This window comes from Flavobacterium coralii (assembly GCF_019891545.1).
Lineage (GTDB): Bacteria > Bacteroidota > Bacteroidia > Flavobacteriales > Flavobacteriaceae > Flavobacterium > Flavobacterium coralii.
The window spans coordinates 1-24,279 of the sequence record NZ_JAHDIU010000005.1; the positions used below are offsets into that span (position 1 = coordinate 1).

General features: G+C 42.6%; 24 protein-coding genes. 13 read left to right on the forward strand and 11 right to left on the reverse strand.

What is annotated here, in order from left to right:
• The coding region (locus KJK34_RS09300; protein ID WP_223053601.1) for a choice-of-anchor J domain-containing protein at positions 1 to 479 on the reverse strand (479 nt) is incomplete at its 3' end.
• A 221-nt stretch (positions 480 to 700) separates the two neighbouring features.
• Here KJK34_RS09300 and KJK34_RS09305 point away from each other — a divergent pair.
• Positions 701 to 1,453, forward strand: a complete 753-nt coding sequence (locus KJK34_RS09305) for a UDP-2,3-diacylglucosamine diphosphatase (RefSeq protein WP_223053602.1) — start codon at positions 701 to 703, stop codon at positions 1,451 to 1,453.
• 27 nt (positions 1,454 to 1,480) lie between these two features.
• On the opposite strand, the gene recJ is transcribed toward KJK34_RS09305, so the two are convergent.
• From recJ to KJK34_RS09325, 4 genes are all read right to left on the reverse strand, one after another.
• Positions 1,481 to 3,178, reverse strand: coding sequence for a single-stranded-DNA-specific exonuclease RecJ (gene recJ, locus KJK34_RS09310; RefSeq protein ID WP_223053603.1), 1,698 nt, complete (start codon positions 3,176 to 3,178; stop codon positions 1,481 to 1,483).
• An 85-nt stretch (positions 3,179 to 3,263) separates the two neighbouring features.
• Complete coding sequence (locus tag KJK34_RS09315) at positions 3,264 to 4,181, reverse strand: hypothetical protein (RefSeq protein WP_223053604.1); 918 nt, start codon at positions 4,179 to 4,181, stop codon at positions 3,264 to 3,266.
• A gap of 85 nt (positions 4,182 to 4,266) precedes the next feature.
• The gene (gene rsmI, locus KJK34_RS09320; RefSeq protein WP_223053605.1) at positions 4,267 to 4,944 is read right to left on the reverse strand and encodes a 16S rRNA (cytidine(1402)-2'-O)-methyltransferase; all 678 of its coding nucleotides are present in this window, start codon (positions 4,942 to 4,944) and stop codon (positions 4,267 to 4,269) included.
• Positions 4,944 to 6,227 (reverse strand): DUF8457 domain-containing protein, encoded by a 1,284-nt coding sequence (locus KJK34_RS09325; protein ID WP_223053606.1) that lies wholly within the window; start codon positions 6,225 to 6,227, stop codon positions 4,944 to 4,946. The genes rsmI and KJK34_RS09325 overlap by 1 nt, the downstream gene beginning before the upstream one ends.
• 102 nt (positions 6,228 to 6,329) lie before the next feature.
• Here KJK34_RS09325 and KJK34_RS09330 point away from each other — a divergent pair, with 102 nt between their 5' ends.
• Positions 6,330 to 6,977 (forward strand): thymidine kinase, encoded by a 648-nt coding sequence (locus tag KJK34_RS09330; protein WP_223053607.1) that lies wholly within the window; start codon positions 6,330 to 6,332, stop codon positions 6,975 to 6,977.
• Here the strand turns inward: KJK34_RS09330 and KJK34_RS09335 are convergent.
• On the reverse strand, positions 6,956 to 7,294 hold the full coding sequence (locus tag KJK34_RS09335) for a hypothetical protein (protein ID WP_223053608.1): 339 nt from the start codon (positions 7,292 to 7,294) through the stop codon (positions 6,956 to 6,958). The two genes, KJK34_RS09330 and KJK34_RS09335, sit on opposite strands and share 22 nt — an antisense overlap.
• 116 nt (positions 7,295 to 7,410) lie before the next feature.
• Between KJK34_RS09335 and KJK34_RS09340 the strand changes: the two genes are divergently transcribed.
• The 9 genes from KJK34_RS09340 (at position 7,411) to KJK34_RS09380 (ending at position 17,223) form a co-directional block, all read left to right on the forward strand.
• A complete protein-coding gene (locus KJK34_RS09340; RefSeq protein ID WP_223053609.1) occupies positions 7,411 to 9,837 on the forward strand; it encodes a bifunctional UDP-N-acetylmuramoyl-tripeptide:D-alanyl-D-alanine ligase/alanine racemase in 2,427 nt (808 codons plus the stop codon).
• A gap of 58 nt (positions 9,838 to 9,895) precedes the next feature.
• A complete protein-coding gene (mscL, locus tag KJK34_RS09345) occupies positions 9,896 to 10,336 on the forward strand; it encodes a large-conductance mechanosensitive channel protein MscL (RefSeq protein ID WP_223053610.1) in 441 nt (146 codons plus the stop codon).
• A 204-nt stretch (positions 10,337 to 10,540) separates the two neighbouring features.
• Complete coding sequence (locus KJK34_RS09350; RefSeq protein WP_223053611.1) at positions 10,541 to 11,530, forward strand: aspartate-semialdehyde dehydrogenase; 990 nt, start codon at positions 10,541 to 10,543, stop codon at positions 11,528 to 11,530.
• Between the two features lie 74 nt (positions 11,531 to 11,604).
• Positions 11,605 to 12,354 (forward strand): DUF6794 domain-containing protein, encoded by a 750-nt coding sequence (locus tag KJK34_RS09355; RefSeq protein WP_223053612.1) that lies wholly within the window; start codon positions 11,605 to 11,607, stop codon positions 12,352 to 12,354.
• Between the two features lie 66 nt (positions 12,355 to 12,420).
• Complete coding sequence (locus tag KJK34_RS09360) at positions 12,421 to 12,774, forward strand: hypothetical protein (RefSeq protein ID WP_223053613.1); 354 nt, start codon at positions 12,421 to 12,423, stop codon at positions 12,772 to 12,774.
• An 87-nt stretch (positions 12,775 to 12,861) separates the two neighbouring features.
• Positions 12,862 to 15,237, forward strand: coding sequence for a TonB-dependent receptor (locus KJK34_RS09365; RefSeq protein WP_223053614.1), 2,376 nt, complete (start codon positions 12,862 to 12,864; stop codon positions 15,235 to 15,237).
• Between the two features lie 18 nt (positions 15,238 to 15,255).
• Positions 15,256 to 15,822: a type 1 periplasmic binding fold superfamily protein gene (locus KJK34_RS09370; protein WP_223053615.1), complete on the forward strand. Its 567-nt coding sequence runs from the start codon at positions 15,256 to 15,258 to the stop codon at positions 15,820 to 15,822.
• Positions 15,823 to 15,976: 154 nt separating this feature from the next.
• Entirely contained in the window at positions 15,977 to 16,717 is a 741-nt protein-coding gene (locus KJK34_RS09375; RefSeq protein ID WP_223053616.1) for a hypothetical protein, read from the forward strand.
• Between the two features lie 131 nt (positions 16,718 to 16,848).
• A complete protein-coding gene (locus KJK34_RS09380) occupies positions 16,849 to 17,223 on the forward strand; it encodes a DUF4890 domain-containing protein (RefSeq protein WP_223053617.1) in 375 nt (124 codons plus the stop codon).
• Between the two features lie 35 nt (positions 17,224 to 17,258).
• On the opposite strand, the gene KJK34_RS09385 is transcribed toward KJK34_RS09380, so the two are convergent.
• The 4 genes from KJK34_RS09385 to KJK34_RS09400 form a co-directional block, all read right to left on the reverse strand.
• A complete protein-coding gene (locus tag KJK34_RS09385) occupies positions 17,259 to 17,609 on the reverse strand; it encodes a hypothetical protein (RefSeq protein ID WP_223053618.1) in 351 nt (116 codons plus the stop codon).
• Between the two features lie 12 nt (positions 17,610 to 17,621).
• Positions 17,622 to 17,810, reverse strand: coding sequence for a hypothetical protein (locus tag KJK34_RS09390; RefSeq protein WP_223053619.1), 189 nt, complete (start codon positions 17,808 to 17,810; stop codon positions 17,622 to 17,624).
• A gap of 107 nt (positions 17,811 to 17,917) precedes the next feature.
• Positions 17,918 to 19,066 carry a C1 family peptidase gene (locus tag KJK34_RS09395; protein ID WP_438839209.1) on the reverse strand — a complete coding sequence of 383 codons (1,149 nt, stop codon included), beginning with the start codon at positions 19,064 to 19,066 and terminating at the stop codon, positions 17,918 to 17,920.
• Positions 19,067 to 19,195: 129 nt separating this feature from the next.
• Positions 19,196 to 21,097: a S9 family peptidase gene (locus KJK34_RS09400; protein ID WP_223053621.1), complete on the reverse strand. Its 1,902-nt coding sequence runs from the start codon at positions 21,095 to 21,097 to the stop codon at positions 19,196 to 19,198.
• 186 nt (positions 21,098 to 21,283) lie between these two features.
• Between KJK34_RS09400 and KJK34_RS09405 the strand changes: the two genes are divergently transcribed.
• A complete protein-coding gene (locus tag KJK34_RS09405; protein ID WP_223053622.1) occupies positions 21,284 to 22,024 on the forward strand; it encodes a DedA family protein in 741 nt (246 codons plus the stop codon).
• Positions 22,021 to 23,130, forward strand: coding sequence for an NAD(P)/FAD-dependent oxidoreductase (locus KJK34_RS09410; RefSeq protein WP_223053623.1), 1,110 nt, complete (start codon positions 22,021 to 22,023; stop codon positions 23,128 to 23,130). Before KJK34_RS09405 ends, KJK34_RS09410 begins: the two co-directional genes overlap by 4 nt.
• Here the strand turns inward: KJK34_RS09410 and KJK34_RS09415 are convergent.
• A complete protein-coding gene (locus tag KJK34_RS09415; RefSeq protein ID WP_223053624.1) occupies positions 23,127 to 24,245 on the reverse strand; it encodes a leucine-rich repeat domain-containing protein in 1,119 nt (372 codons plus the stop codon). The genes KJK34_RS09410 and KJK34_RS09415 overlap by 4 nt on opposite strands.
• Positions 24,246 to 24,279 lie beyond the last annotated feature (34 nt).

Sequence of the window (24,279 nt, forward strand, 5' to 3'; positions counted from 1 at the left end):
CCTACAAATGATGCCGGAATCGGCACCACCACTTCGTTATAAACGGTCTGAACCGGGTTGATCTCCAGCTCGGTCCACTCTTCAAGAAGGGTATAATCCGCAAACACACCGGCGTTAGCGGTGTTGGTGGTAATAAGCACCCTGTAGATCGATCCGTCGTCCAGCGCCTGTGTTAGCCTGGAGAAGAAACGGAGCTGCGGGTTTGCCGGTACCGGGAAAGTCGGGGTTACCAGCCAGTCCTCAGGTATGCCGGTTGCAACGTTCTCCCTGTTAAGGTAGGCAGCGTGCGTACCTGCATAAGGGGGTTGCGTTATGTTGCCAGCCTGGCTTTGCGCCCAGGTGACAGCCGGCCCTATGCCATTGTTGTATATCTCCCAGCCGGTAGGCGGCCAGGTGCCTTCAAAGCCTTCAAGAGGCAACTGTGCGAAGGCGCAGAATGACATTAATGACATGAAAAGCATCAAGGTAATTTTTTTCATAGACATTTATATTTAGTAGTTTATGTTTAAGAACCGAAAATTACGGAAAAAATGTTAATCATATTTAGCATAAATTATATATATCACACTTTTTACCTAAAAAAAACAAAATTTTGTAGTTTTGTTATGAATATAAAAAATCTACATTTTAATTAAAATTTATAAGCTGTGATGGCTACTGCCTGCCTTGATTGTTATCTTTGCAGGAGGTATACATATATATGAATAACAAAAAAATCTTTTTTGCATCAGACCAACATCTGGGAGCGCCAACCCCTGAACTTAGTTTTCTGCGGGAAAAGAAATTTGTGCAGTGGCTGGACACTATTAAAGAGGAAGCCGAAGCTATTTTTCTTTTAGGTGACCTGTTCGATTTTTGGTTTGAGTATAAAACTGTAGTACCTAAAGGGTTTGTAAGGGTATTGGGCAAACTTGCCGAAATAAGGGACAGCGGCATACCCATTTACTTTTTTACGGGCAACCACGACCTGTGGATGCATGATTATTTTGAAAAAGAACTTAACATACCTGTTTACCACCGCCCTCAGGAATTTACTTTTAGCGGGAAGCATTTTCTTATCGGGCACGGCGATGGCCTGGGCCCGGGCGATAAAGGTTACAAGCGGATGAAAAAAGTATTTACCAACCCATTCTCTAAATGGCTTTTCCGGTGGCTGCACCCTGATGTTGGTGTAAGGCTTGCGCAATACCTTTCGGTTAAAAATAAGCTAATATCCGGTGATTCAGACGTGAAATTCCTCGGTGAGGAAAATGAATGGCTGGTACAATACAGCAAGCGCAAACTGGAAACCAAACACTATGACTACTTTATTTTCGGGCACAGGCACCTGCCAATGCAGATTAAAGTAGGCGAAAATGCCACCTATATTAACTTAGGCGACTGGGTAGGCTATTTTACTTATGGTGTTTTTGACGGTGAGACTTTTGAGTTGAAAGAATATAAGTCAATTTGAAAATTGTTCAATAAAATACATTTTGAGCTAATCTTCGCAGCGTATATCCCTTAACCGCAACTGCAGAGTAGTTTCACCATTCCAGGTGTTTTCATCTATAGAGTAAGCTGCATCAAACGCATTGCCGTTACAGGCCAGTTCTTTTTTGGCTGCCAGCCCAAAGCCTACCGCCGGGAAACCGGCACTCTCATCCTGCTTTACAAACAGGCGCAGGTGGCTGCCATCGGCACCCATTTCTTTACCATAACCACTGTCCTTAATAGTACGGGTTAAGAAAACAGGTGTCATATTACCGGGGCCAAAAGGTTCGAATTGCTTTAGTATACGGCAGAATTTAGGGGTAATATCATTAAAATTAATTTCAGCATCAATGGTTATTTCAGGAACAAGCAATTCAGGGTTGATAGTTTCCTTAACTACCTGCTCAAAACGGGTGCGGAAACCTTCATACTGTTCTTCTTTAAGTGTTAGCCCGGCAGCATACATGTGCCCGCCAAACTGCTCAAGATGCTCCGAACAGGCATCGAGCGCATTATAAATATCAAAATTCTTCACCGAGCGTGCCGAAGCCGCAAGCCTGTCGCCGCTTTTAGTAAAAACAAGTGTGGGGCGGTAGTAGGTTTCGGTAAGGCGAGACGCCACTATGCCTATCACGCCTTTGTGCCAGTTTTCATTATATACAACAGTAGTGTAGCGGCTTTCGTCTTTATTATCTTCTATTTGCTGAAGCGCCTCTTCCGTAATTTGCTTGTCAAGCCCACGGCGGTCGGCATTATATTCTTCTATCTGCGATGCAAATGCTTCTGCCTGTGCTATATTCTTTTCGGTAAGCAGTTCAACGGCATGGTTACCATGTTTAATACGGCCTGCTGCATTAATGCGCGGCGCCACTACAAACACTACATCACTAATGGTGAGATCTTTTTTCTTCAGGTTTTGGATGAGTGCCTTTATACCCGGCCGCGGATGGGTATTTATCACCTCCAGCCCGAATTTTGCCAGCACACGGTTTTCGCCTGTTATGGGTACAATATCGGCAGCTATGGCAGTGGCAACAAGGTCGAGGTACGGGTTAAGGTCGGCTATGGTTTCGCCGCGGTTGGCACCCAGTGCCTGTATCAGTTTAAAGCCGACACCGCAGCCACACAGTTCTTTATACGGATAATTGCAGTCATCACGCTTTGGGTCGAGTACCGCTACAGCTTCGGGCAGGGTATCGCCGGGGCGGTGGTGGTCGCAAATTATAAAATCGATGCCCTTGCTTTTGGCATAAGCCACTTTATCAACAGATTTTATACCGCAGTCGAGCGCTATAATTAAGGAGCAGCCATTGTCGTCGGCATAGTCGATACCCTGCGTGGAAACCCCATAGCCTTCGGCATAGCGGTCGGGTATGTAGGTAGCAACATTTGGGTAAAACGAGCGCAGGTAAGACGACACCAGCGAAACTGCCGTAGTGCCATCCACATCATAATCGCCAAACACGAGTATATTCTCACCATTGGCTATTGCCGACTCTATGCGATGTACCGCCTTATCCATATCCTGCATCAGGTAGGGGTCGTGCAGGTCTTCCAGCGACGGACGGAAAAACTTTCGTGCCTCCTCAAAGGTTTCCACACCACGCTGCACCAGCAGCGAAGCAATAACGGCATCTACAGTAAGGGCTTCGGCAAGGTGTTGTACTTTATGGGTATCGGGTTGTGGTTTGAGAGTCCAGCGCATGAAAATCTTTTAGCTTTGCGAAGATAAAGATTTCAAAAAGTCCCACTAAACTTTTACCTGTTGTTTTCTATTATAATATAAAATATTATTTATTATTAATGTATTCTTCACCTGCTTTAGTGGTGTATTTGACACCATTTATACTATATTCAATTACTAATTTTACAAAAGATTTTGTTACCTTAATGTGCCCATTTTCATCTATTTTTCTATTTTGAACTAATACAGTATTAATCGCAACTTTATTGTTTAATATCATTTCGCCATTTTGAATCATTGACTTAAAATAGTTATCTTGCATTTGAAAAGAAATAATTTCATTTTTATAAAAGCCTTTCCACAAAAAATTTCCAGATTTTAAAACCGGAGAAATTAAATCAATAAGTGCTTCTTCTATATGATTTTCTGGGAGTTCATCAGTTAAAAGAATGTAATTATGAAATTTTTCTCTTTTAATTTCACGATCGGCTCCTACAGGCTCATAATTGTATAATCTTTGAGCAGAAATTTTATGAATTCTCTTATACTGTATTATTCTTTTATAAAAATTAGACCTTCTCCAAATTATCTTATAATTCAATGAAAGTAATTCTACTACTTTTATAATTAGCTTATCATCAATTTCTTCTTCTGATAGACTCTTGAGTTTAAGTTCTCGTAATTCATTCCTTTTTAACTCATTATCTAATTCTAAATTATCAATTTGTAGTTGAGTCAATTTTTTATTTTCGACTGGTTTACGAGATAATATGATTGCTATCGCGCTAACGATTAATGTTATTTGATTTACGTTCTCGCCTAAAAACTTCCAAATTTCAATGAATCCCCCTTCACTTGGAGGCTCACTCTGTACTAAAATTTTTAAATCTAAAGTTTTAGCAATATCATAATACAGATTTAAAAGCTCTCTTTCACACTCATTTCTCACAATTGCATTAAACCCATGAGTATCGTCAGAAAAATAATAATGAAGTTGAAATTCGTTGGATTTTAAAACACTCATCTATAAAAGTCTTTAAACCCTCCAAATTAACATTTTTTACGACACAAAATCAATTATTTAAAAAATAATTTGAAAATATATCAATCTACCTCCCTGGCTTACCCCCCACAATTGCCACAATCTCGCCTTTAGGCGGGTGGGCTTCAAAATGTGCCAGTACTTGTTGTGCTGTGCCGCGAACAGTTTCCTCATGCAGCTTGCTCAGCTCGCGCGATACCGATACCGGGCGGTCTTCGCCAAAGTATTGTACAAACTCTGCCAGGGTTTTAACCAGCTTGTGAGGAGATACATAAAACACCATAGTGCGCGGTTCTTCGGCAAGGGCAAGGAAACGGGTTTGCCTGCCTTTTTTGTCGGGCAAAAATCCTTCAAACACAAACTTATCGTTGGGCAGCCCGCTGTTAACCAGCGCGGGCACAAAGGCCGTAGCGCCGGGCAGGCACTCTACCGGTATATTATTTTCCACACAGGCGCGGGTAAGCAAAAAACCGGGATCGGATATGGCAGGCGTTCCCGCATCCGATATCAGCGCGATGGTCTCCCCTGCCTGTATTCGCTTTACAATGCCTTCTACCGTTTTATGCTCGTTGTGCATGTGGTGGCTCTGCATGTGGGTGGCAATCTCAAAATGCTTCATGAGCTTGCCGCTGGTGCGCGTGTCTTCCGCCAGTATCAGGTCGGCTTCCTTTAGCACCTTTATAGCGCGAAAGGTCATATCTTCAAGGTTGCCTATAGGCGTGGGAACGATATACAGTTTGCCCATTAATCAAATTTTTTCTCTACCAGTGCCATAAAACGCTCTTCATATTCTTCTTTGTCCTTCCAGTTATTATAGTCGGGCTTTACAAGGTCGTTTATAAAATCGCGTGCATCACTGAATTTATCAAAGGTATTCAGTTGCGAAAGCACGCGGTTAAGGTCTTCTCCGCTGCCGCCAAACAGGTGCTTTTCAAAAGCAATACGGTCGTTAAGCCCCAGGTTTATGGTTTTGCCAAAAGCATCGTTAAGCGAACGCTGCCCTGCTGTTGCTGTCGGTTGCGGTGCAGCAGGCTTAGGTGCTTCCTGTTTTGCAGGCTCCGGTTTTGGCTCTTCTTTCGGCGCTTCCTGCTTTTGTTCTTCTTTGGCGGGTTCTTCTTTTTTAGGCTCCCAGTTCTGCCAGTCGTCTTCCTGCGGTTTTGTTTCCGCAGGTGCAGGCGTTTCGGCCTTTACCTCATCTTTCCTTACAAACTCCGGCTCTTTATAATCGTGGAAATCTTCAAACGAAATTTCTTTCTGCTTTACAGGGGTTTCGGGTGCAGGCTTGCGCTCAAAGGCAAACTCAAAACCAACACCCGATTTTTCTGTTTCAGTGCCTCTATCGGCAGCTATGGTTTTTATTTCGGCATCCTCAGCCTTTTCTTCCATTTCAGGCGCGCTGTCCTGCTCTTTCTGATATACTTCTTTAACGGCTTCCTCTTCCGCTTTTACATCATCGGCAGGCTTTTCAAGCTCTATTTTGTGCTCCGGTTCTTTAGCCTGTTCTTCTTCCTTCTCATCCGCTACACCTGAATCAAATTCCGGTTTTGCTGCGTCTTTATTTTCTGTTTCTTCTTCTTTCTGCTGTTCCTTTTTATCTTCCACGCCCGATTCAAACGCCGGTTTTTCATCAGCTTCGTCAGCAGTATTTATTTCTTCCTGCATTTCTTCCTTTTCGGGTTCCGTTTCCTGTGGCTGCGGTTCTTCTGCTTTAGCCTCCTGTTGCTGCGCTTTCTCTTCCTCCTTTACAGGGGCTTCGGTTTTTTCCGCTGTTTTATTTTCAGGCTCACCTTCAGTTTCAGCTTTTGGCGCCTGCTCTACTCCGTAAATTTCTTCCAGCTTTGCTTCGGCAGATGCATAGCCTATGGTTGGTTTTACATCGTTGAAATTATCTTCTACAAATCTTAGTACCGAGAGTTTTTCATACAGCCTGAGGGTTTCTTCCTGCAACTGCTCAAGCTCTGACCTGTTCTTTAATTTTAATATCCTGTGTGCTATACTAATTAATTCGGCTTCTAACTTTTTCTTCATAACTTTTAGGATTAAACGGAGTCGCGCAATAGATTTTTAATAAATTTGTTTACGTACAAAGTAACAGAAAACATTTCTGTTTTACAGCCTGAAAAATACAAAATGTTTCTCGAAAATACAGTTAACCATAAAGAGCAGTTCGGGTGGATTGAGGTGATATGCGGCTCGATGTTTTCGGGCAAGACAGAAGAGCTGATACGCCGCCTTAAAAGGGCGCAGTTTGCACGCCAGAAGGTAGAAATTTTTAAGCCCGCTATAGACACCCGCTACCACGAGGAAAAGGTAATATCGCACGATGCCAATGAAATTCGGTCAACGCCCGTGCCCGCCGCCGCAAACATACGCATACTGGCGCAGGGGTGCGATGTTATCGGCATAGACGAAGCCCAGTTTTTTGACGATGAAATTGTAGCCGTTTGCAACGACCTTGCCAACAGCGGCGTCCGCGTTATTGTAGCCGGGCTGGATATGGATTTTAAAGGCAATCCTTTCGGGCCTATGCCTGCCCTTATGGCTACCGCCGAATATGTTACTAAAGTACACGCCGTGTGCACCCGCACCGGCAACCTTGCCAATTACAGCTTCAGGAAAACCAATAATGACAACTTAGTATTATTAGGCGAAACAGAAGAATATGAACCCCTTAGCCGTGCAGCCTACTTTAAGGCGATGCGCGAAGGGCAGGGAAAGGGAAAAGATAAAAACGGTAGCAAGCCTATTGATGAAAATCAGGGTAGCGATACAAAATGACCGATCAGCAGGCCTTCGGCTAAAATGGCTTCTCCTTCATAAATGGGCACATTGTTAAGATCGCTCCAAACCAGTTTGTATTTTGCGTAGGTATTGGTGTCTTTAGCGCTTATGGCGCTAACAATTAGCCTCGCATGCATTACCTTATCAGGTTCGCGCCAGGTAGTGGCATACTCACCCAGGTAAGGCTCGGGGCCTGCCACCAGCAAGACAGAGTTTTCGGTGCTGACTGTAAACTGCTCATTGTTGGTGTACTCACCCTGCAGGTTACCATCCTCTGTTTTTTTCATGTAAAAAGACCCTATAATCCTGCTCATAATTTGGTGCCTTATCTGTGGCAAAAGTATAAAATATAGTATGTATTAACGCCATTATACCGGCAGGGAAATTAAACTTATTTCTTACTTTTACAGTTATACAAAAGCACTTACAATTGAGCATAGGCATACAACAAATACAGGAGGCCCTTTCGGCAACAACACAGTTAACTGCACTAAACGCCACAATAGATAATGTATCTATCGACAGCAGGTCGCTGCAAAATAATGCCGGCACGCTGTTTTTTGCACTACAGGGGCAAAACCGCGACGGGCATACCTACATAACCGAACTGATTGACAAAGGCGTAGCCAATTTTGTGGTAACCCACGTACCTGAAAAAGCAAGTGGCAGAGCCAACTTTTTTGTGGTTGATAATACCCTGAAAGCGCTTCAGGGTTTTGCAGGATACTACAGAGGGCTGTTCCATTTTCCTGTTATAGCTGTAACTGGTAGTAACGGCAAGACCATTGTAAAAGAATGGCTCAATTACCTGCTTAGCCCCGATTATAATATTATCCGCAGCCCCAAAAGCTATAACTCGCAGGTGGGCGTGCCGCTTTCCGTAATCGGTATAAACGAAAAACACAACCTCGGTATTTTTGAAGCGGGTATTTCTACCACAGGCGAAATGAAAAAACTGGAGCCTGTTATAAAGCCGGATATAGGCATACTTACAAACATTGGCAGCGCACATGATGAAGGCTTTAACAACAGAGAAGAAAAGATAACAGAGAAGCTAAAACTGTTTACCAATGTTAAAGTACTTATCCTTCAAAAAAATGAGGCAATCGAAAAGCACCTCCATCATATAAAAACATTTACCTGGAGCTATAACGGCAATGCGGATGTAAACGTTAACCGAAGATCCAATATACTTACTGTTGTTTATAAAGATGAAACATTCAGCATAAACCTCCCTTTTGCGGATGATGCATCGGTAGAAAATTCCATTAGCTGTATGATGGTGATGCTGCACCTGGGATATAACAGCCAAACCATTTCAGAAAGGCTTGCCGGGCTTTACCCGGTTGAGCTGAGGCTACAGGTAAAGAACGGCATAAACAACTGCACCATTATTGATGACAGCTACAGCGCCGATTACCAGTCGCTTAAAATAGCGCTTGATTTTTTAGAACAGCAAAAAACACATAAAAAGAAAACCATTATCCTTTCGGATGTTTTCCAGAGCGGCTTTGTGCCCGATGAGCTTTACAATAAGGTTGCAGGGCTATTGCAGGGCAACAACATAAGCAAGGTTATCGGCATAGGCGAAACCATAAGCAGGCAACTGGCTGATTTTCCTAATTTTTATCCGTTTAGAACCACACAGGAGTTTTTAGCGCAGTACAACCCCAACACATTTGAAGATGAAACCATACTGGTAAAAGGCGCACGCAGTTTCAGGTTTGAGGAAATAGTGGTACTGCTGGAAGAAAAAACACACGAAACCGTACTGGAGATAAACCTGAATGCCGTAATACACAACCTCAACTTTTACCGTTCGCGGCTAAAGCCTGAAACCAGACTCATGGTAATGGTTAAGGCGTTTGGCTATGGCAGCGGCAGCTACGAAATTGCCAAGGCACTTTCGCACCACAAGGTAGATTACCTGGGTGTAGCCTTTGCAGATGAAGGCATTGCCCTGCGTAATGCAGGGGTTACTACCCCCGTTATTGTAATGAACCCGGAAAACTCGGCATTCAACGCTATGATTGCCTATAACATCGAACCGGAGATTTATTCGGTAAAAGAATTAAAGGCGTTTATTGCGCTGGCGCAGCAAAAAAACCTGAGCAACTACCCCGTACATATAAAACTTGATACGGGCATGCACCGTTTAGGGTTTGAAGAACCGCAGCTTGAAGAGCTTATCGGTCTGTTGCACAATAATAACTTCATTTCGGTGCAAAGCATCTTTTCGCATCTTTCGGCAAGCGACAGCCCGCAGTTCAGGGATTTTACCCTGCAACAGATAGCGCGTTTTGAGCAATGGTCGGGCAGGCTGATGCAGCAGTTACAGATAAACCCAATAAGGCATATCCTGAATACATCAGGCATTTATAATTACCCTGAAGCACAGTTCAACATGGTGCGGTTGGGCATAGGGTTGTATGGCGTGGGCAACGACCCTGAAGAGCTGAAGCAGCTTGAAAACGTCGGCACCTTAAAAACGGTAATACTACAGATTAAAGAAATAGAAGCAGGCGAAAGCGTGGGCTACAGCCGCCGCTTTATGGCCGAACAAAAAACGTGTATCGCAACCCTGCCCATTGGCTATGCCGACGGTATCCCGCGGGCGTGGGGCAACGGCCAAGGCTATGTAATGGTAAGCGGTAAAAAAGCCCCCATAGCAGGCAGCATTTGTATGGATATGATGATGGTAAACATTACAAATATAGACTGCAAAGAAGGCGACAGGGTAATTGTGTTTGGCAAACAGCCCTCGGTTACAGAGATAGCAGAAGCGCTGGGCACAATACCTTACGAGATTTTAACAGGAATTTCGCAACGTGTTAAGAGGGTGTTTTATAAAGAGTAGGTTAATTTTTGTAACTTAGCTTTCATCTGTTATAAAACACAAACCAAAAACTAAACCTATGGGATTCTTTAAAGACTTTAAGGCCTTTTTAATGAAAGGCGACATCATTAACCTGGCAACAGCCGTAATTGTTGCAACCGCTTTTGGCGCTATTGTAAAATCGTTTACAGATGATATATTAATGCCGCCTATCGGCCTTGCCCTTAACGGGGTAGATTTTACCGAACTTAAAATTATACTTAAAGAGGCACAGCCGGAACAGGTAGTTAATGGGGAAACCATTGCAGCCGTTCCTGCGGTAAGCATTAATTATGGTAATTTTATCCAGCTTATACTAAACTTTGTCATTATAGGTTTTTGTATCTTCCTTTTGTTAAGGGTATATGCCAAAACAAAAGAGAAGGAAAAAGAATCTCCGGAGCCTGCCTCGCCGCCTGCACCAAGCACACAGGAGCAGCTTCTTATGGAAATACGCGATGCCCTAAAGGCGAAGCAATAACAAGTTAGTGTCCGCTACACTATATATTCTTAAAAATTATTCCTGACTAAACCGCCCCACCACAGGCGGTTCTTTTATTATAACATTTTTATTGCAGAAAAAGCATTGAAAACATACTCACGCCATTTTTGTTATTTTTGGCTTCAGGCGGGGCAGGATGTTATTTTCTGACTACTTTTGCAGTGAATTTAAACGTTTTTATTTATGAAAGTTGCTGTTGTTGGCGCTACCGGAATGGTAGGCGAAGTTATGCGTAAAGTACTGGCAGAACGTAATTTCCCTGTTACGGACTTAATACCCGTTGCCTCTGAAAAATCGGTGGGCAAGGAAGTGGAATTTAACGGGAAGCAGTATAAGGTAGTGAGCCTTGAAGATGCAGTAAGCATGAAGCCACAGATAGCGCTGTTCTCGGCAGGGGGCGACACGAGTAAAGAGTGGGCGCCAAAGTTTGCCGCAGCAGGTACAACCGTAATAGATAACTCAAGCGCATGGCGTATGGATCCTGATAAAAAACTGGTAGTCCCTGAAATTAATGCCCATGAACTTACTAAAAACGACAAGATTATAGCCAACCCAAACTGCTCTACCATACAAATGGTGCTGGCACTAAACCCGCTTCACAAAAAATATAATATTAAGCGTGTTGTGGTAAGTACCTACCAGTCGGTTACGGGTACCGGGCTTAAGGCAGTGCAGCAGCTGGAGAACGAATACAAAGGTATTCAGGGCGAAATGGCCTACAAATACCCGATACACCGCAATGCCATTCCGCATATTGATGTGTTTGAGGATAATGGCTACACAAAAGAGGAAATGAAAATGACCCGCGAAACGAAAAAAATAATGGGTGACGACAGTATAAAAGTTACCGCTACAACGGTGCGCATACCTACAGTGGGCGGGCACAGCGAAGCCGTAAACATAGAGTTTTCAAATGACTTTGACCTTACCGAAGTGCGCCGCCTTTTAAGTGAAACACCGGGTATTACCGTGCAGGACAACACCGACACCTTTACCTACCCGATGCCACTGTATGCAGAAGGAAAAGATGATGTGTTTGTGGGCCGCATACGCCGCGATGAAAGCCAGCCTAACACGCTTAATATGTGGATTGTTGCCGACAACCTGCGCAAAGGTGCAGCTACCAACGCAGTACAGATAGCCGAGTATTTAGTAGCGAATAATTTGGTGTAACAGATTTTAAACTATATTTATAACCTGCAATGCTTAAGGGTGTTGCAGGTTTTTTTAATTTATAAAACAATAAAATGAAAGTTTCTAACCTATTACTCATTGTAATCTTCTGTTTGGCATTTACTTGTTTTGGGCAAGAAACAGAAAAGATATATATACCTAAAAACCTCGAAGACTGTTTTACTGAAATTAATAAAAGTATCCCTGATAGTATTAAAGTAAAAATAACTAATTGGGAAGAAAGTGAGATGTCAACACTTCACTTTGGGCAGGGAAAATGGATGAGAAATAATTGGGGCTTGTGGGAGGGCTCCCGATTATCCAGATATTTTAATAATATAGGAATATATCACCCTGATGATATGTCAGGAATAATTTTAACAAGTTACCATAGATATTTAAATGGCAAGGATATAAAATTGGACGAACAGGTCAAATACTATAAAGATTATTGGAAAAAAGCTAAAGAAGAAGATTTAAATAGAAAAAGAGATGCTTTCTCTAAATATAAAGTTGGCGATATGGTTGTTTTCAAATATTCATACAATTCCACATCTGGAGAACAAAAAACAGATGATGATAATATATGTATAGCGAGAGGCATAATAACTAAATTAAATAAAAGAAAATTCCTGATTAAAGTTGAGATTACAGAGAGTTGTGACAAACAAAATCAGAGTGATGTAAACTATGGTAATGAAGAAAAAAGTTTCGCAGATTCCGAAATTAGAATAGCCCGTAAACCCGGGAAAAAAATAGTAAAACATCTAAGGAAAGGTAAGCGCCATTGGTTCGATTATGAATTTTGGACAACACAAAACTAAATCAAAAGTTAATTTTATTGCAACAATGTTGCATTTATAAATTTTCTGTGCTTACCTTTGCACCACATGAAAAGAAAGTTTGCCATATTCAATCTGGTACTCATGGCGGTTGTAATGCTTACAACGGCTTATCAGTCTTTTCATGCGTTTAGCCACAAACACCACAGCCTTCATTACAGCCATAATCACGAGTTGAAGCTGCAAAAAGAAAAGCAGTTCGGCACAGTTGATACAGAACACGAGCACGAAGACGACTGCTCAGTTTGCGATTTCCACTTCGATTTTTTTGTGGCGCCACAGCAGTTTTGCCTGCGCCTCCACTTTCCTTTTAAGGCCATACCCTATAACTTTACCAGTATAGAGGGCCAAGCAGCTTTTGCCGGCAGCCTTTTTGCACTGCGGGCCCCTCCTGTAGTATAAGCCTCTCCCAGTCCCTCTCCGAAAGAGCGGACACTCTGCCGTGCCTATAGTACGCGCAGGTTTATACTAATTCTCAGATTCCATTAAATGAAATTTTTCCGATTTCTCCTGCTGCTTTTGCTGGCGGGCAGTTGGTGCGCAAATGCACAATATACCCTTGGCGGTAGCGTGCGCACACCACAAAACATAGCCCTCGATGGTGCCCATATACATATTGGCGCGCTGCACAGCATCAGCGCGCCCGATGGCAGCTATGAAGTACGCAATATACCCGGCGGCGAACAGCGCGTGGTTATTTCCTATATAGGTTACAAGACACTCGATACTATTATATTTTTTCATAATGATGTTCGGCTTAATGCTATTTTAAAACCCGAAAGCCTGAAACTGGAAGAAGTGGTAGTATCAGAAAGGCAAAAGGCAGCACAAAGCAGCATACAGCAACAGCGCCTTACCACCGAAACAATAGAGCAGTACAGCAGCGCAACACTTGGCGATGCGCTGCAGCGCCTGCCGGGGGTATATGCTTTGCGCACCGGCACCAGTATAGTAAAGCCTGTAATCAACGGTTTGCACAGTAGCCGCGTGCCGATAATAAGCAACAACGTGCGGCTGGAAGACCAGCAATGGGGCGTAGAGCACGCGCCTAACCTGGATATAAATGCAGCAGGACGCATCAGCGTGATTAAAGGCGCTAATGCACTGCAATATGGCGGAGATGCAGTCGGCGGGTTAGTTGTAGCAGAACCCATTAAAGTGCTTAAAGACACTTTGTTCGGCAAGAGCATACTAACGTTTAACAGCAACGGGCGCGGCAGCAGCCTGGCAACCAGCCTGCACAAGGGCAACGAAACCGGGTGGGCTTATAATGTGGGTGGCTCATTAAAATATATGGGCGACCGTGAAGCGCCTGACTATGTAATCAGTAATACGGGCAACCGCGAAGCCAACTTTGCGGGTGATGTGCGCTACTCGGCAGAAAAATACAGCCTTACCGGGTATTACAGCTTTTATAATGCTGCCATTGGCATAGCTAAGGCTTCGCACACGGGCAGCTCGGCAGATATGGCACGCGCCATAAATAGCGGCATACCGGGGGTTATTGAGCCTTTTACCTATAACATCGGTAATCCGCGACAGGAAATACAGCACCACCTTGCCAAGCTGGAGTATGACCGGAAGCTGGATGATGCTACACTGAACGTTCAATATGCCTTTCAGTTCAACCGCAGGAAAGAGTTCGACCTGCGCCGCGGTAACTTCAGGGATGTGCCCGCGCTCGACCTTACACTGATTACCCATTCAGCTCAAATTAACTGGGTTAAATATCTTGGTGCATCTGTTATTAAAGCGGGAGGCAGTGCCTCTTTACAGGACAATACAGCTAGCCCCGATACCGGCATACAGCCCCTTATACCCAATTACAATAAAACCGAAGCGGGGGCATATACTATTTTCTCGCATTCATTTACTGACAGCTTTAGTGCCGAAGCCGGGCTGCGCTATGATTTTGCACAGATAACCGCCAGCAAATATTACCAGATAACCCGTTGGCAAAACCTGGGTTATGATGGCGAATTCGACAATTTCATCAGGGGGCAACAGGGCACACAGTACCTTACCGCGCCCGAGTTTACCTATAATAACATTTCGGCCGGAATTGGGGCAAGGCAACTGCTGGGCAGTAATTATGAGCTGGTAGCCAACGCCGGGCTTGCCATGCGCAACCCGAACCCTTCAGAGCTTTTTAGCGACGGCCTGCATCATTCTAACGGTACTATAGAGTTGGGCGATCTTGGCCTTGAGCGTGAGAAAGCACTAAAGCTATCGGCAGGTATTATTAAAAACGGAGAAGCTTTTGCTTTTGAGGCTACACCGTTTGTAAACATCATTAACAATTTTATATACCTGCAGCCCACAGGTGCCGAAACTACCATACGCGGGGCTTTCCCTGTATATAATTACAGGCAAACGAATGCAGTGCTTACTGGTATCGATATTAGCAGCACCTGGAAACCAGTGCAAAATCTGCAATATGATTTCGCTTTTGCATGGGTAAACGGCAATAATACCTCTGACGATTTACCACTTGTAGATATGCCGCCTGTAAACTTCAGCAACAACATACGCTACAACTGGCAATGGCACAACCTGTTTACAGAGCTGCGCAGCGAGGCTGTGCTAAGGCAGGAACGCTTTCCTAACTATAACTTTTTTACCGATATACCGCAAAACGGGGAGCTAACCCCTGTTCTTGTAGATGTAAGCACACCGCCTGCCGGGTATCACCTGCTGCATTTTCAGAGTGGGGCACAGTTTGCAGTCGGCAGGTCATCAATGGCTGTTAACCTGTCTGTATATAACATTTTTAATACTTCCTACCGCGATTACCTCAACAGGCAGCGACTCTATACAGATGAGCCGGGCAGGAACATACAATTACAAATAAAGTTCAATTATTAATCAGATAAATTTTTTAAGATGAAACATTTCAGAATTCCCGTACTAGCAATTGCCGCTTTTATTTCGCTAACCTCTTGCAACAACGATGATGAGGCTACATTTATCAACGAGGAAGAAGTAATTACTACCGTTACAGCAACATTTACACCCACCGCAGGCGGTAATGCTATAGTATTAACATCGCGTGACCTTGATGGCGACGGGCCCGAAGCCCCTGTGGTTACTGTGTCAGGCGACTTTTCCGCCGGTGCTGCATATACAGGCAGCCTCACATTTTTAAATGAAACGGAATCTCCTGCAGAAAGTATTAATGCTGAAATTATAAATGAAGGTGATGAACACCAGATATTTTTCCAGCAAAGCGGTTTGGGTACGTTTACCTATACAGATGAAGATGAAAACGGCAACCCGATAGGTTTAGCCTTTACCTACCAGGCGGCTGCAGCGCCAACTACCGGCACACTTACCATTACATTAAGGCACGAGCCTAATAAAAATGCACAGGGTGTTGCAAATGGCGACATAACCAATGCAGGGGGCAGCACCGATGCCAGTGTAAGCTTTACAGTAAATGTTACAGAATAGTTTTGTGTTAGTGTACTATTCTTTAACTGAAAGGGAGGCGTAATGCCTCCTTTTTTAATAAAATATTATTTTGTAACAAATTTGCAGCCACAACTATATAAGTCATCTAAATATTGTGTTATATTCGCCCTCACTAACACTTAACATTCCATTCATGAAAAACAAGTTACTTACAGCACTTGCTGTTTTATCTTTCCTGTCGTTTGCTTCATGCAGCAGCGACGATTCTAACGACACTGTTAACAACACCACAGCAAAATTCATTACCAAAATCGAGTTTACATCTAACGAAGATGCTTCTAAAAACAGGACATTTACTGTAAACTATGATAATAACGGAAGGGTTACTACAGCTTCAGACGGCTCTGAAACTTCACTATTTACGTATGAGGGCGGTAACCTTGACAACATTACAGGCTCAGGAAGCCAGCTTCTGGTAAATGATGTTACAAGTACCATTTATGATGCTTATGAAGTAGGTGAAGTACTTGAGTATGACAACAACGACAACCCTGTTAAAGTAAAGCTATACGAAAGGGATTACGATGGTGTTATATGGGCTTCATATACTGCCACTATTACTTATGACAGCAAGCCAAACCCTTACTACCACACACTTGATGCCGCAGGTATTATAGATGTACTTGATCAGGTTGAGCTTAACTTCAGCATGGCGCCACAGGCAGAGGAACTTGTTATGGCTAAAGCACTGTTACCGGCCAACAACCCTATTAAAGTGGTAATTAAAGATGATGATACCAATAATGTTACCTCAGAGGTAAGCGCTGTTTATCAATACAATAGCGACAACTATCCTGTTAGTGCTTCTATTACAGAGAAAGACAGGTATAATAATATTTATACGCATTCTGCTGTATATACTTACATGCAGTAATAAGCTATTTAGGCTACAGCACCTGCCCGAACAAGGCAGGTGTTTTTATTTAATACCACCTTTACCGCCTGAATGGCAAATAAACCTATATTTGTTTCCGTTGTAAAAATATTAATTTTAAAATTGAAATAATGAACCCACTAACCAGAACAGTAAAGTCTGTAATAGGAGCCGTGCTTATGCTTCTTGTATTTACTACTTCAGCCACAGCACAGGAAAAAGCCGCAGAAGGTGCACTGGCAGTAAGTGCCAAAATGAAGGAGATGCTTTCGCTTAACGAGCAACAGTACAACAAAGTACTTGAAGTAAATAAAGTGTACCTGCGCAAAATAGCCGCAGCTAAAAAAGACGGCCTTACTACTGCCGAAATGGATAAAAAACTTCGTGTGTATAGCAATGAAAGGGAAAACAAATTGAAATCGGTACTTACGCCTTCACAGTATAAAACCTATGCCGCACGAAGGGAATCTGTTCAGGACATGCTGAAAAAATATTATGAAGAATAATAAGAAAACCGCCTTTTCAGGCGGTTTTCTTATTACTAAAAAGTATAACCTATACGAAGATGGAGGTCTAATGCTGCGCCCTCAGTATTGCTATAGTATCTTTTGTCTTCCTCGCCAAGATAGGTAAAGTAGCCAATACCGATACCCAGTTCATAATTAATGTTTGTGCTGCCGATATGCCTGCGAATACCCCACTTGGGGATTATGGATATCTGGTTAGGAACATGAATATGATCAGGCAGGTTTCCTATAACAAATAAATTAGGGTAATATTCTGTGGCTATGGTTACAAAATTACCACTGTTCTTAGATGTTTTCCTTCCCTTTACAGAACGCTTGTTCAGGTTGTAGTACCAACGCGGCTCAACGCTTATGCTTGGCACCATTGCATAACTTGGCTATGTGTACCATGTATCGTAAACCCACAGGTCGAACCCTACTTCAGTGCGTAGCGCAAATCTGTTTCCAAGCCTCGCTTCATGACTGCCCCAGATGCCTACTGCCCCCACCTGGACATTAAACAATGATTTCTCTGTTACGGCACTGCCCATATCATCAATCTGTGAAAAAGAGGACAAGGATGCCATTAAACACACTATTGTAATCTTAAATTTCATCTTTAATCGGATTTGTACAAATAAATAAAAAATCCCGTTAGCGTGCTAACGGGATTGTCTTTTTTAAACATTCAACCTTATTGGTTTATGTTTAATTTCTTGGCAATATCTTTAGGAACGCCGCCTTTGTGCAGCAATATTGCGGTAGTTTTATACTTCACGAAATTTTTGGTCATATACATATACCCCTGGTAATCATTACTTGCACCCCAGGAGTTTTTAACAATGTAATATTCTTTGCCGTTCTGGTCTTTGCTAAGCCCTACAATGTGCATACCATGGTCGTCTGTAGTGTTGTAATTATCAAACGCTTTTTGGCGCATATCTTCGGTAATTTCCATTTCCTTTTGTGGACCTTTAAAGATATTTTCCTTTTCTTCGGCAGTCATATCCTTAAATTCCTTTGCAGGCACATAGGCAACACCGTTTTTCCAGCTAAAGCCCTTTTCGCTTACGTCACCGGCCCAGCCTACTGTATAACCTTTTTTAAGAGCATTGTCTATAATATCGGTAAGCTCGTTCATCTTCACATTATAAACCATGTCTAACGACCAGTTGTCGGGCACCATCAGTACAAACTTTTCATAATAAGGGTGCTCTTTAAGCGATGATATCTCTACATAATCATCTGCATTTATACCAATAACCTCTTTAGCAAATGTTTGCGGAGTATATTTTTTACCTTTGTAGGTAAAGTTCTGCGGCACTTCTCCAAGATAGCTGTCTATTACAGCAGTATAAGCCTTTTCCCATGCCGGAGAAAGCTCCCCGTTAGGGTTTTTTACCACTGCGGCAAGCAGGCCTTCGTTTATAGAAGCCATTTCAGCAAACTTGTTGTTCTCGGTGCCATAGTTAAGCCCTGTGTAAGCCTCGCGGGGCAAAGCGCCATACTTTTTATACATATTGATAACATCATGCAGCGCACCGCCGTCGCCCAATGCAATGGCACCATGCATACGCACATAATTCTTTCCTTTTTCTATGTAAGCATTACGCGCAGTATATATCTGCGAAATCTCTACAGGCTCTTTGCCCATGCGTATCATTTCTGACTCCAGGAAAGAATTGGCAGAGTAGCTCCAGCAGGTACCTGATGAACCCTGGTTTTTTACAGGTGTATTTTCGATATTGATAACATCATTAAAAACAAAGGATTCCTTACTGTTTTCACTTTTATTGTTTTTAAGTGAATTTACCAGGTAATCCTGCGCCAGGCCTGATTGCATTCCTGCAAACAACAGCGACGCTGCCAGCAAGGGCCTGAATGAATATTTCTTCATGCTAAATAGAGTTTTGTTTAAGTTAGTGTGCTAAATTACAGAAAATTTACAAAACGTTAAATATTACGAAACATTTTATAATGTCTCTTTCAGCCACTTAAAGAACTCGCGCTGCCATACCATACCGTTCTGCGGCTTCAGCACCCAGTGGTTCTCATCCGGAAAAACTATAAAACGGCTCTTAATGCCCCTTAGCTGCGCTGCCTGAAAGGCTTCCTGACCCTGCCCTATCGGTACCCTGAAATCTTTATCGCCCTGATAAATGAGTATTGGCGTATCCCATTTATCTACATAGTTTATCGGGTTAAACTTACTGTAGGTTTTTTGTGCGGCAGCATTATCTTTTTCCCAGTACGGCCCGCCGCTGTCCCAGTTGGTAAAGAACACTTCTTCTGTAGTGCCATACATGCTTTGCAGGTTAAACACCCCGTCATGCGCTATAAAAGTTTTAAACCTGCCATTGTGGTTACCCGCAAGGTAAAACACCGAATATCCACCGTAGCTTGCGCCAACGGCTCCTAAACGGCTTTTATCTACATACGGTTCTTTGGCAACATCATCTATAGCCGAAAGGTAATCATCCATTACCTGTCCGCCCCAGTCTTTGCTGATAGCTTCATTCCATTCAACCCCATGGCCCGGCATGCCGCGCCTGTTGGGTGCTACCACAATATAGCCCTGAGCAGCCATTACCTGGAAATTCCAACGGAACGAATAGAACTGCGATAGTGCACTTTGCGGCCCGCCCTGGCAGTATAGCAGTGCAGGGTATTTCTTTTTGGTATCAAAGTCTGGCGGCAGTATTACCCAAACCAGCATTTTTTTGCCATCGGTTGTGGTAACATAGCGCTTTTCGGTCTTGCTCATGGTAATGTTGCTGTAAGCATCGTCATTTACATGGCTAAGCTGCTTCCATTCCTTCTTTTTAAGATCGTAACTGTAAATTTCACTGGCGTGGTTCATGTCGCTGCGTTCTACAATCACATTATTTTTACTGAAGCCCACAACGCTGTTCACGTCCCAGTAGCCGTCAGTCAGTTGCTTTACGCTTATCATAATTTTAGTAAGCCCGGGAAAGTTAACTTCAAACAATTGCTTGGTACCGTCTACCGGTGCGGTAAAGTAAACCTTTTTACCATCTTCGCTCCAGTAAAAGCTGTCTACAGTACCATCCCACCCGGCAGTAAGGTTAATATCTACCCCTTTGTGGCGCACTATAATATCATTCTTGTCGGCTTCATAGCCATCCCGCTTCATCTGCAGCCAGCTAAGATCGCCCTGCGGAGAGAAAGCAGGCTGGGTATCATAACCCGGATTGTTCGGGGTAAGGTTTACCGTTGCTTTTGTTTCAAGATTATATTCATACAAATCGGTGTTAGTGCTTATGGCATAAGCGGTACCGGCCTGTTTCTTTGCCACATAAATTATCTTTTTACCATCGGGCGACCAGGTGTAGTCTTCCTCTCCGCCAAAAGGTTTTTGGGGCGAATCATACGGCTCGCCCTTCATAATGTCTGTAAATTTGTCTTTATCATTAACAGGGGCATAACCCACATGGTTGTGTACACCTTCATTCCATGTGTCCCAGTGGCGGTAGTCCAGCCCGTTGTATATCATTACGGTAGATTTTTCAAGCTCAGGATAATAATCCTTACCCATAACTTTTTCTACCTTAACCTCTTTATGGGTCAGCACATATTTACCGTCTGATGAAATATATTTATCATGCAGCAAATCTTTATAGTCTTCTACAGCTTTAGGCTCGCCACCGTTTACAGGCATTACATAAAACTTAGATTCCATCTTGTTTTCCTCAACATTTGGTGTAGAAACCTTATAAACAATTTGCTTACCGTCTTTACTGATGCCAAGCGCGCTAACGCGCCCCAGTTTCCAGAGCAGTTCGGGTGTCATGTGTTGTTGCGCGGCGGCAGATAATCCCATCAGGCTAAGTGTTAGTACAATTATTTTTCTCATAGTGTTGTTTGTATGGTATAAAAACGCCCTAAAAATAATCATTTTCCGCGACAGCGGCAGGGTGCTTCTGCCCCGAAACATTTTAACATTAATTATAAAACCTAAAGCTAATGCAGGATTAAAAAAATATAAGTAATTTCACGGACTTAAAATTTAAGCTATTATCAGCACCAATTATAACCGCACATGAAAGATTTTGACTGGATGCAACTGGTAAACCCGGAGTTCTACATTACGCTGGAACTGGGAGGTGTACCGGTAGGTATATACGTAGTACTTTTTATCGTTTTTGCCGAAACAGGGCTATTTGCAGGCTTTTTCCTGCCGGGCGACAGCCTTTTGTTTCTTGCCGGCATTTACAGTACCGAACTGATGACAACCCTTATACCGCTTGAAGGCGACTTTTTAAACGTGTTGGTGCTCTCTTTACTCGTGGCGCTGTCAGGTATATTGGGTAACACTTTTGGTTACTGGTTTGGCTACAAAAGCGGCAGCTACCTGTACACCCGCCAGGACTCTTTCTTCTTTAAAAAGAAATACCTCATCCAATCACATGAATTTTTTGAAAAGCATGGTGGCCGTGCCATAATATTTGCGCGTTTCCTGCCTATTATACGCACATTTGCCCCTATTATAGCAGGTGTGGTAAAAATGGATAAAAAGAAGTTCATGTTCTTCAACGTGCTAAGCTCTTTTATGTGGGCATTTACCCTTATTTTTGCTGGGCATTACCTGTATGAGCTTTTCCTTAAATCATTCGGTATTGACCTTAAAGCACATATTGAAATCATTATAATAGGTATTGTTGCCATTACAACCGTTCCGCTTATACTTAACGCTGTAAAAGGTAAAAAAGTAACCGAGCAGGAAGCCGTTGAGGAAGCGCTTGATGACGACGATCACGATACCGATATCTTTCCTCGATGAAACTAAGCTTTTGGGAAATAAACAGTTGGTTTTCAGGTGTAGATTACACCATTGTGGGCAGTGGCATAGTTGGGCTACACACCGCATTGCGCCTGCGCGAACGTTTCCCTGAAAGTAAAATACTTGTTCTCGAAAAAGGCCCTATGCCACAGGGAGCAAGCACTAAAAATGCAGGTTTTGCCTGTTTTGGCAGCCTTTCGGAAATTATAGACGACCTTAAAAACCACTCGGAAGAAGAAGTAATTGCTTTAATACAAAAACGCCGGAACGGGCTGCAACTGCTACGCAAAAGGCTTGGCGATGCGATAGACTTTAAGCCGCACGGCGGTTATGAAATTTTTCCCGAAGAAGACACTAACGGCCTTGAGGAATGCCTTAGGAGGATGCCTTTTGTAAACGAGGTGCTCCGCCCGCTGTTTCGCAATGATGTATTTAGCAAAGAAACCGACCGTTTCGGGTTTAAAGGCACACACGAATATTTGATATTTAATCCATACGAGGGGCAGATAGATACCGGCAGCATGATGCAGGCATTGATTAAAGAAGTAGCCGCAAACAATATACAAATACTTAACTGCCAGACCGTTACCGCCTACCACGAGAAAGCAGACGGTGTAGAAGTTGCCCTCGGCGATTTTAGCTTTACCACAAAAAAGCTGCTCTTTGCCACAAACGGCTTTGCATCTGCCATAACCGACGGTGCGGTAAAACCAGCCCGGGCACAGGTACTGATAACAGAGCCGATACCCAACCTTGACATACGCGGCACTTTCCATATTGACAGGGGATATTATTACTTTCGCAACTATGGCGACAGGATATTGTTCGGCGGGGCCAGGAACCTTGATTTTGAAGGTGAAACCACCACAGAATTTGCCGAAACAGCACTGATACAAAACCGCCTGGAGCAATTGCTTCGCGAAATGATACTGCCGGGAACTAATGTTGCCATTGCGCACCGCTGGAGCGGCATTATGGGCATGGGCAGCCATAAAAACCCGATTGTAGAGCAATTAAGCAGCCATGTATATTGCGGCGTAAGGCTTGGCGGCATGGGCATTGCCATTGGCAGCCTTATCGGGCAGGAGCTTGCTGATTTGGTTTAGTTAAATGTAATAGTTGCATTAGGAACTAATTGTATTATTCGTTGTTGCTCATCTTTATTGAAAGCATTAAGTGTTAGCCAGAATGTATCAATTTGTTGAAGCTTTTCAAATCCATTTGGCATTGCTTTTCTTCTCATACTGTACATTCCAATCCTTCTTAGTGATTTAATACCGGATAGAATATCAAATGTACTTTCCCAATTCATTTCAGGTAAATTGCCCAAACCTATTTGTTCTAATTTTTTTAGTTCTCTTATTTCTGATGGAAGTTCTTTTATTGGATTTTCACTTATATCTAAATCTTTTAATTGTGTAAGTTTTTTAATTTTAGCAGATAAGGTATGAATGTTATTCCCCCTCAAGTTCAGTTTTTCAATACCTGATATGTCATAAAGTACAGCAATGCTTTTTTCATCAATATTATTATATTCTAAAGTGAAAATTTTTAAATTGTTTAGTTTCGAAAATTCTTTTGGAATTGAGGTAAGCTTATTCATGTCAAGGTTTATCTCCTCAACATATTTTAATTTTTCTATGCTGCTGGGTATAGTAGTCATACCATTTGCCCATATTCTTATTGTTTTTAACTTTCGTAAGTTTCCTAAATCAGTAGGAAACGTGTCAAAACCATTATAGCATAGATTTATATGTTCTAAGTTTGGAAAATCATTATCTGCAAAATGAAGTTCACTCATTTTTGTGTTGAAAAAATAAAGTTTCTTTAATTTTTTCAACGTTTTGATAGGTTCAGGAAAAAAAAGTATGTTATTTTCAGAAAGGTCCAACTCTTCAAGATTATGTAAAAGATTTATATTAGGAGTAATCTCATTTATGTTACATTCCTGCAATGAAAGAGATTTTAGCTTTTTGCATTGAGATAATATATAAAATGTCTGATCTAAATTTAAGAGGGGATTTTCATCCAATATAATTTCTTCTAAATTTTCAAAGGAAGCGATTTCATCTGGTAAAAAACTCAAATTTTGATCTATTAAGTTTAGAATAGTAACGCTATGTGGTACTTTTAGTCCCTCCTCAATTGAATTATATGATTTTTCCTGAGCAAAGAAAAAGACAGGGTAAAAAATTACAACCAGTATTGATAAAGCTTTCATATTTCATTTTTATCAAATATAATAACTAATCATT

What these genes read in the sequence shown, in the direction of transcription:
- KJK34_RS09305 (WP_223053602.1), top strand. Translation starts at nt 701, where the DNA reads ATGAATAACAAAAAAATCTTTTTTGCATCAGACCAACATCTGGGAGCG.
- recJ (WP_223053603.1), bottom strand. Translation starts at nt 3,178, where the DNA reads ATGCGCTGGACTCTCAAACCACAACCCGATACCCATAAAGTACAACAC.
- KJK34_RS09315 (WP_223053604.1), bottom strand. Translation starts at nt 4,181, where the DNA reads ATGAGTGTTTTAAAATCCAACGAATTTCAACTTCATTATTATTTTTCT.
- rsmI (WP_223053605.1), bottom strand. Translation starts at nt 4,944, where the DNA reads ATGGGCAAACTGTATATCGTTCCCACGCCTATAGGCAACCTTGAAGAT.
- KJK34_RS09325 (WP_223053606.1), bottom strand. Translation starts at nt 6,227, where the DNA reads ATGAAGAAAAAGTTAGAAGCCGAATTAATTAGTATAGCACACAGGATA.
- KJK34_RS09330 (WP_223053607.1), top strand. Translation starts at nt 6,330, where the DNA reads ATGTTTCTCGAAAATACAGTTAACCATAAAGAGCAGTTCGGGTGGATT.
- KJK34_RS09335 (WP_223053608.1), bottom strand. Translation starts at nt 7,294, where the DNA reads ATGAGCAGGATTATAGGGTCTTTTTACATGAAAAAAACAGAGGATGGT.
- mscL (WP_223053610.1), top strand. Translation starts at nt 9,896, where the DNA reads ATGGGATTCTTTAAAGACTTTAAGGCCTTTTTAATGAAAGGCGACATC.
- KJK34_RS09350 (WP_223053611.1), top strand. Translation starts at nt 10,541, where the DNA reads ATGAAAGTTGCTGTTGTTGGCGCTACCGGAATGGTAGGCGAAGTTATG.
- KJK34_RS09355 (WP_223053612.1), top strand. Translation starts at nt 11,605, where the DNA reads ATGAAAGTTTCTAACCTATTACTCATTGTAATCTTCTGTTTGGCATTT.
- KJK34_RS09360 (WP_223053613.1), top strand. Translation starts at nt 12,421, where the DNA reads ATGAAAAGAAAGTTTGCCATATTCAATCTGGTACTCATGGCGGTTGTA.
- KJK34_RS09365 (WP_223053614.1), top strand. Translation starts at nt 12,862, where the DNA reads ATGAAATTTTTCCGATTTCTCCTGCTGCTTTTGCTGGCGGGCAGTTGG.
- KJK34_RS09370 (WP_223053615.1), top strand. Translation starts at nt 15,256, where the DNA reads ATGAAACATTTCAGAATTCCCGTACTAGCAATTGCCGCTTTTATTTCG.
- KJK34_RS09375 (WP_223053616.1), top strand. Translation starts at nt 15,977, where the DNA reads ATGAAAAACAAGTTACTTACAGCACTTGCTGTTTTATCTTTCCTGTCG.
- KJK34_RS09380 (WP_223053617.1), top strand. Translation starts at nt 16,849, where the DNA reads ATGAACCCACTAACCAGAACAGTAAAGTCTGTAATAGGAGCCGTGCTT.
- KJK34_RS09385 (WP_223053618.1), bottom strand. Translation starts at nt 17,609, where the DNA reads ATGGTGCCAAGCATAAGCGTTGAGCCGCGTTGGTACTACAACCTGAAC.
- KJK34_RS09390 (WP_223053619.1), bottom strand. Translation starts at nt 17,810, where the DNA reads ATGGCATCCTTGTCCTCTTTTTCACAGATTGATGATATGGGCAGTGCC.
- KJK34_RS09395 (WP_438839209.1), bottom strand. Translation starts at nt 19,066, where the DNA reads ATGCAATCAGGCCTGGCGCAGGATTACCTGGTAAATTCACTTAAAAAC.
- KJK34_RS09400 (WP_223053621.1), bottom strand. Translation starts at nt 21,097, where the DNA reads ATGAGAAAAATAATTGTACTAACACTTAGCCTGATGGGATTATCTGCC.
- KJK34_RS09405 (WP_223053622.1), top strand. Translation starts at nt 21,284, where the DNA reads ATGAAAGATTTTGACTGGATGCAACTGGTAAACCCGGAGTTCTACATT.
- KJK34_RS09410 (WP_223053623.1), top strand. Translation starts at nt 22,021, where the DNA reads ATGAAACTAAGCTTTTGGGAAATAAACAGTTGGTTTTCAGGTGTAGAT.
- KJK34_RS09415 (WP_223053624.1), bottom strand. Translation starts at nt 24,245, where the DNA reads ATGAAAGCTTTATCAATACTGGTTGTAATTTTTTACCCTGTCTTTTTC.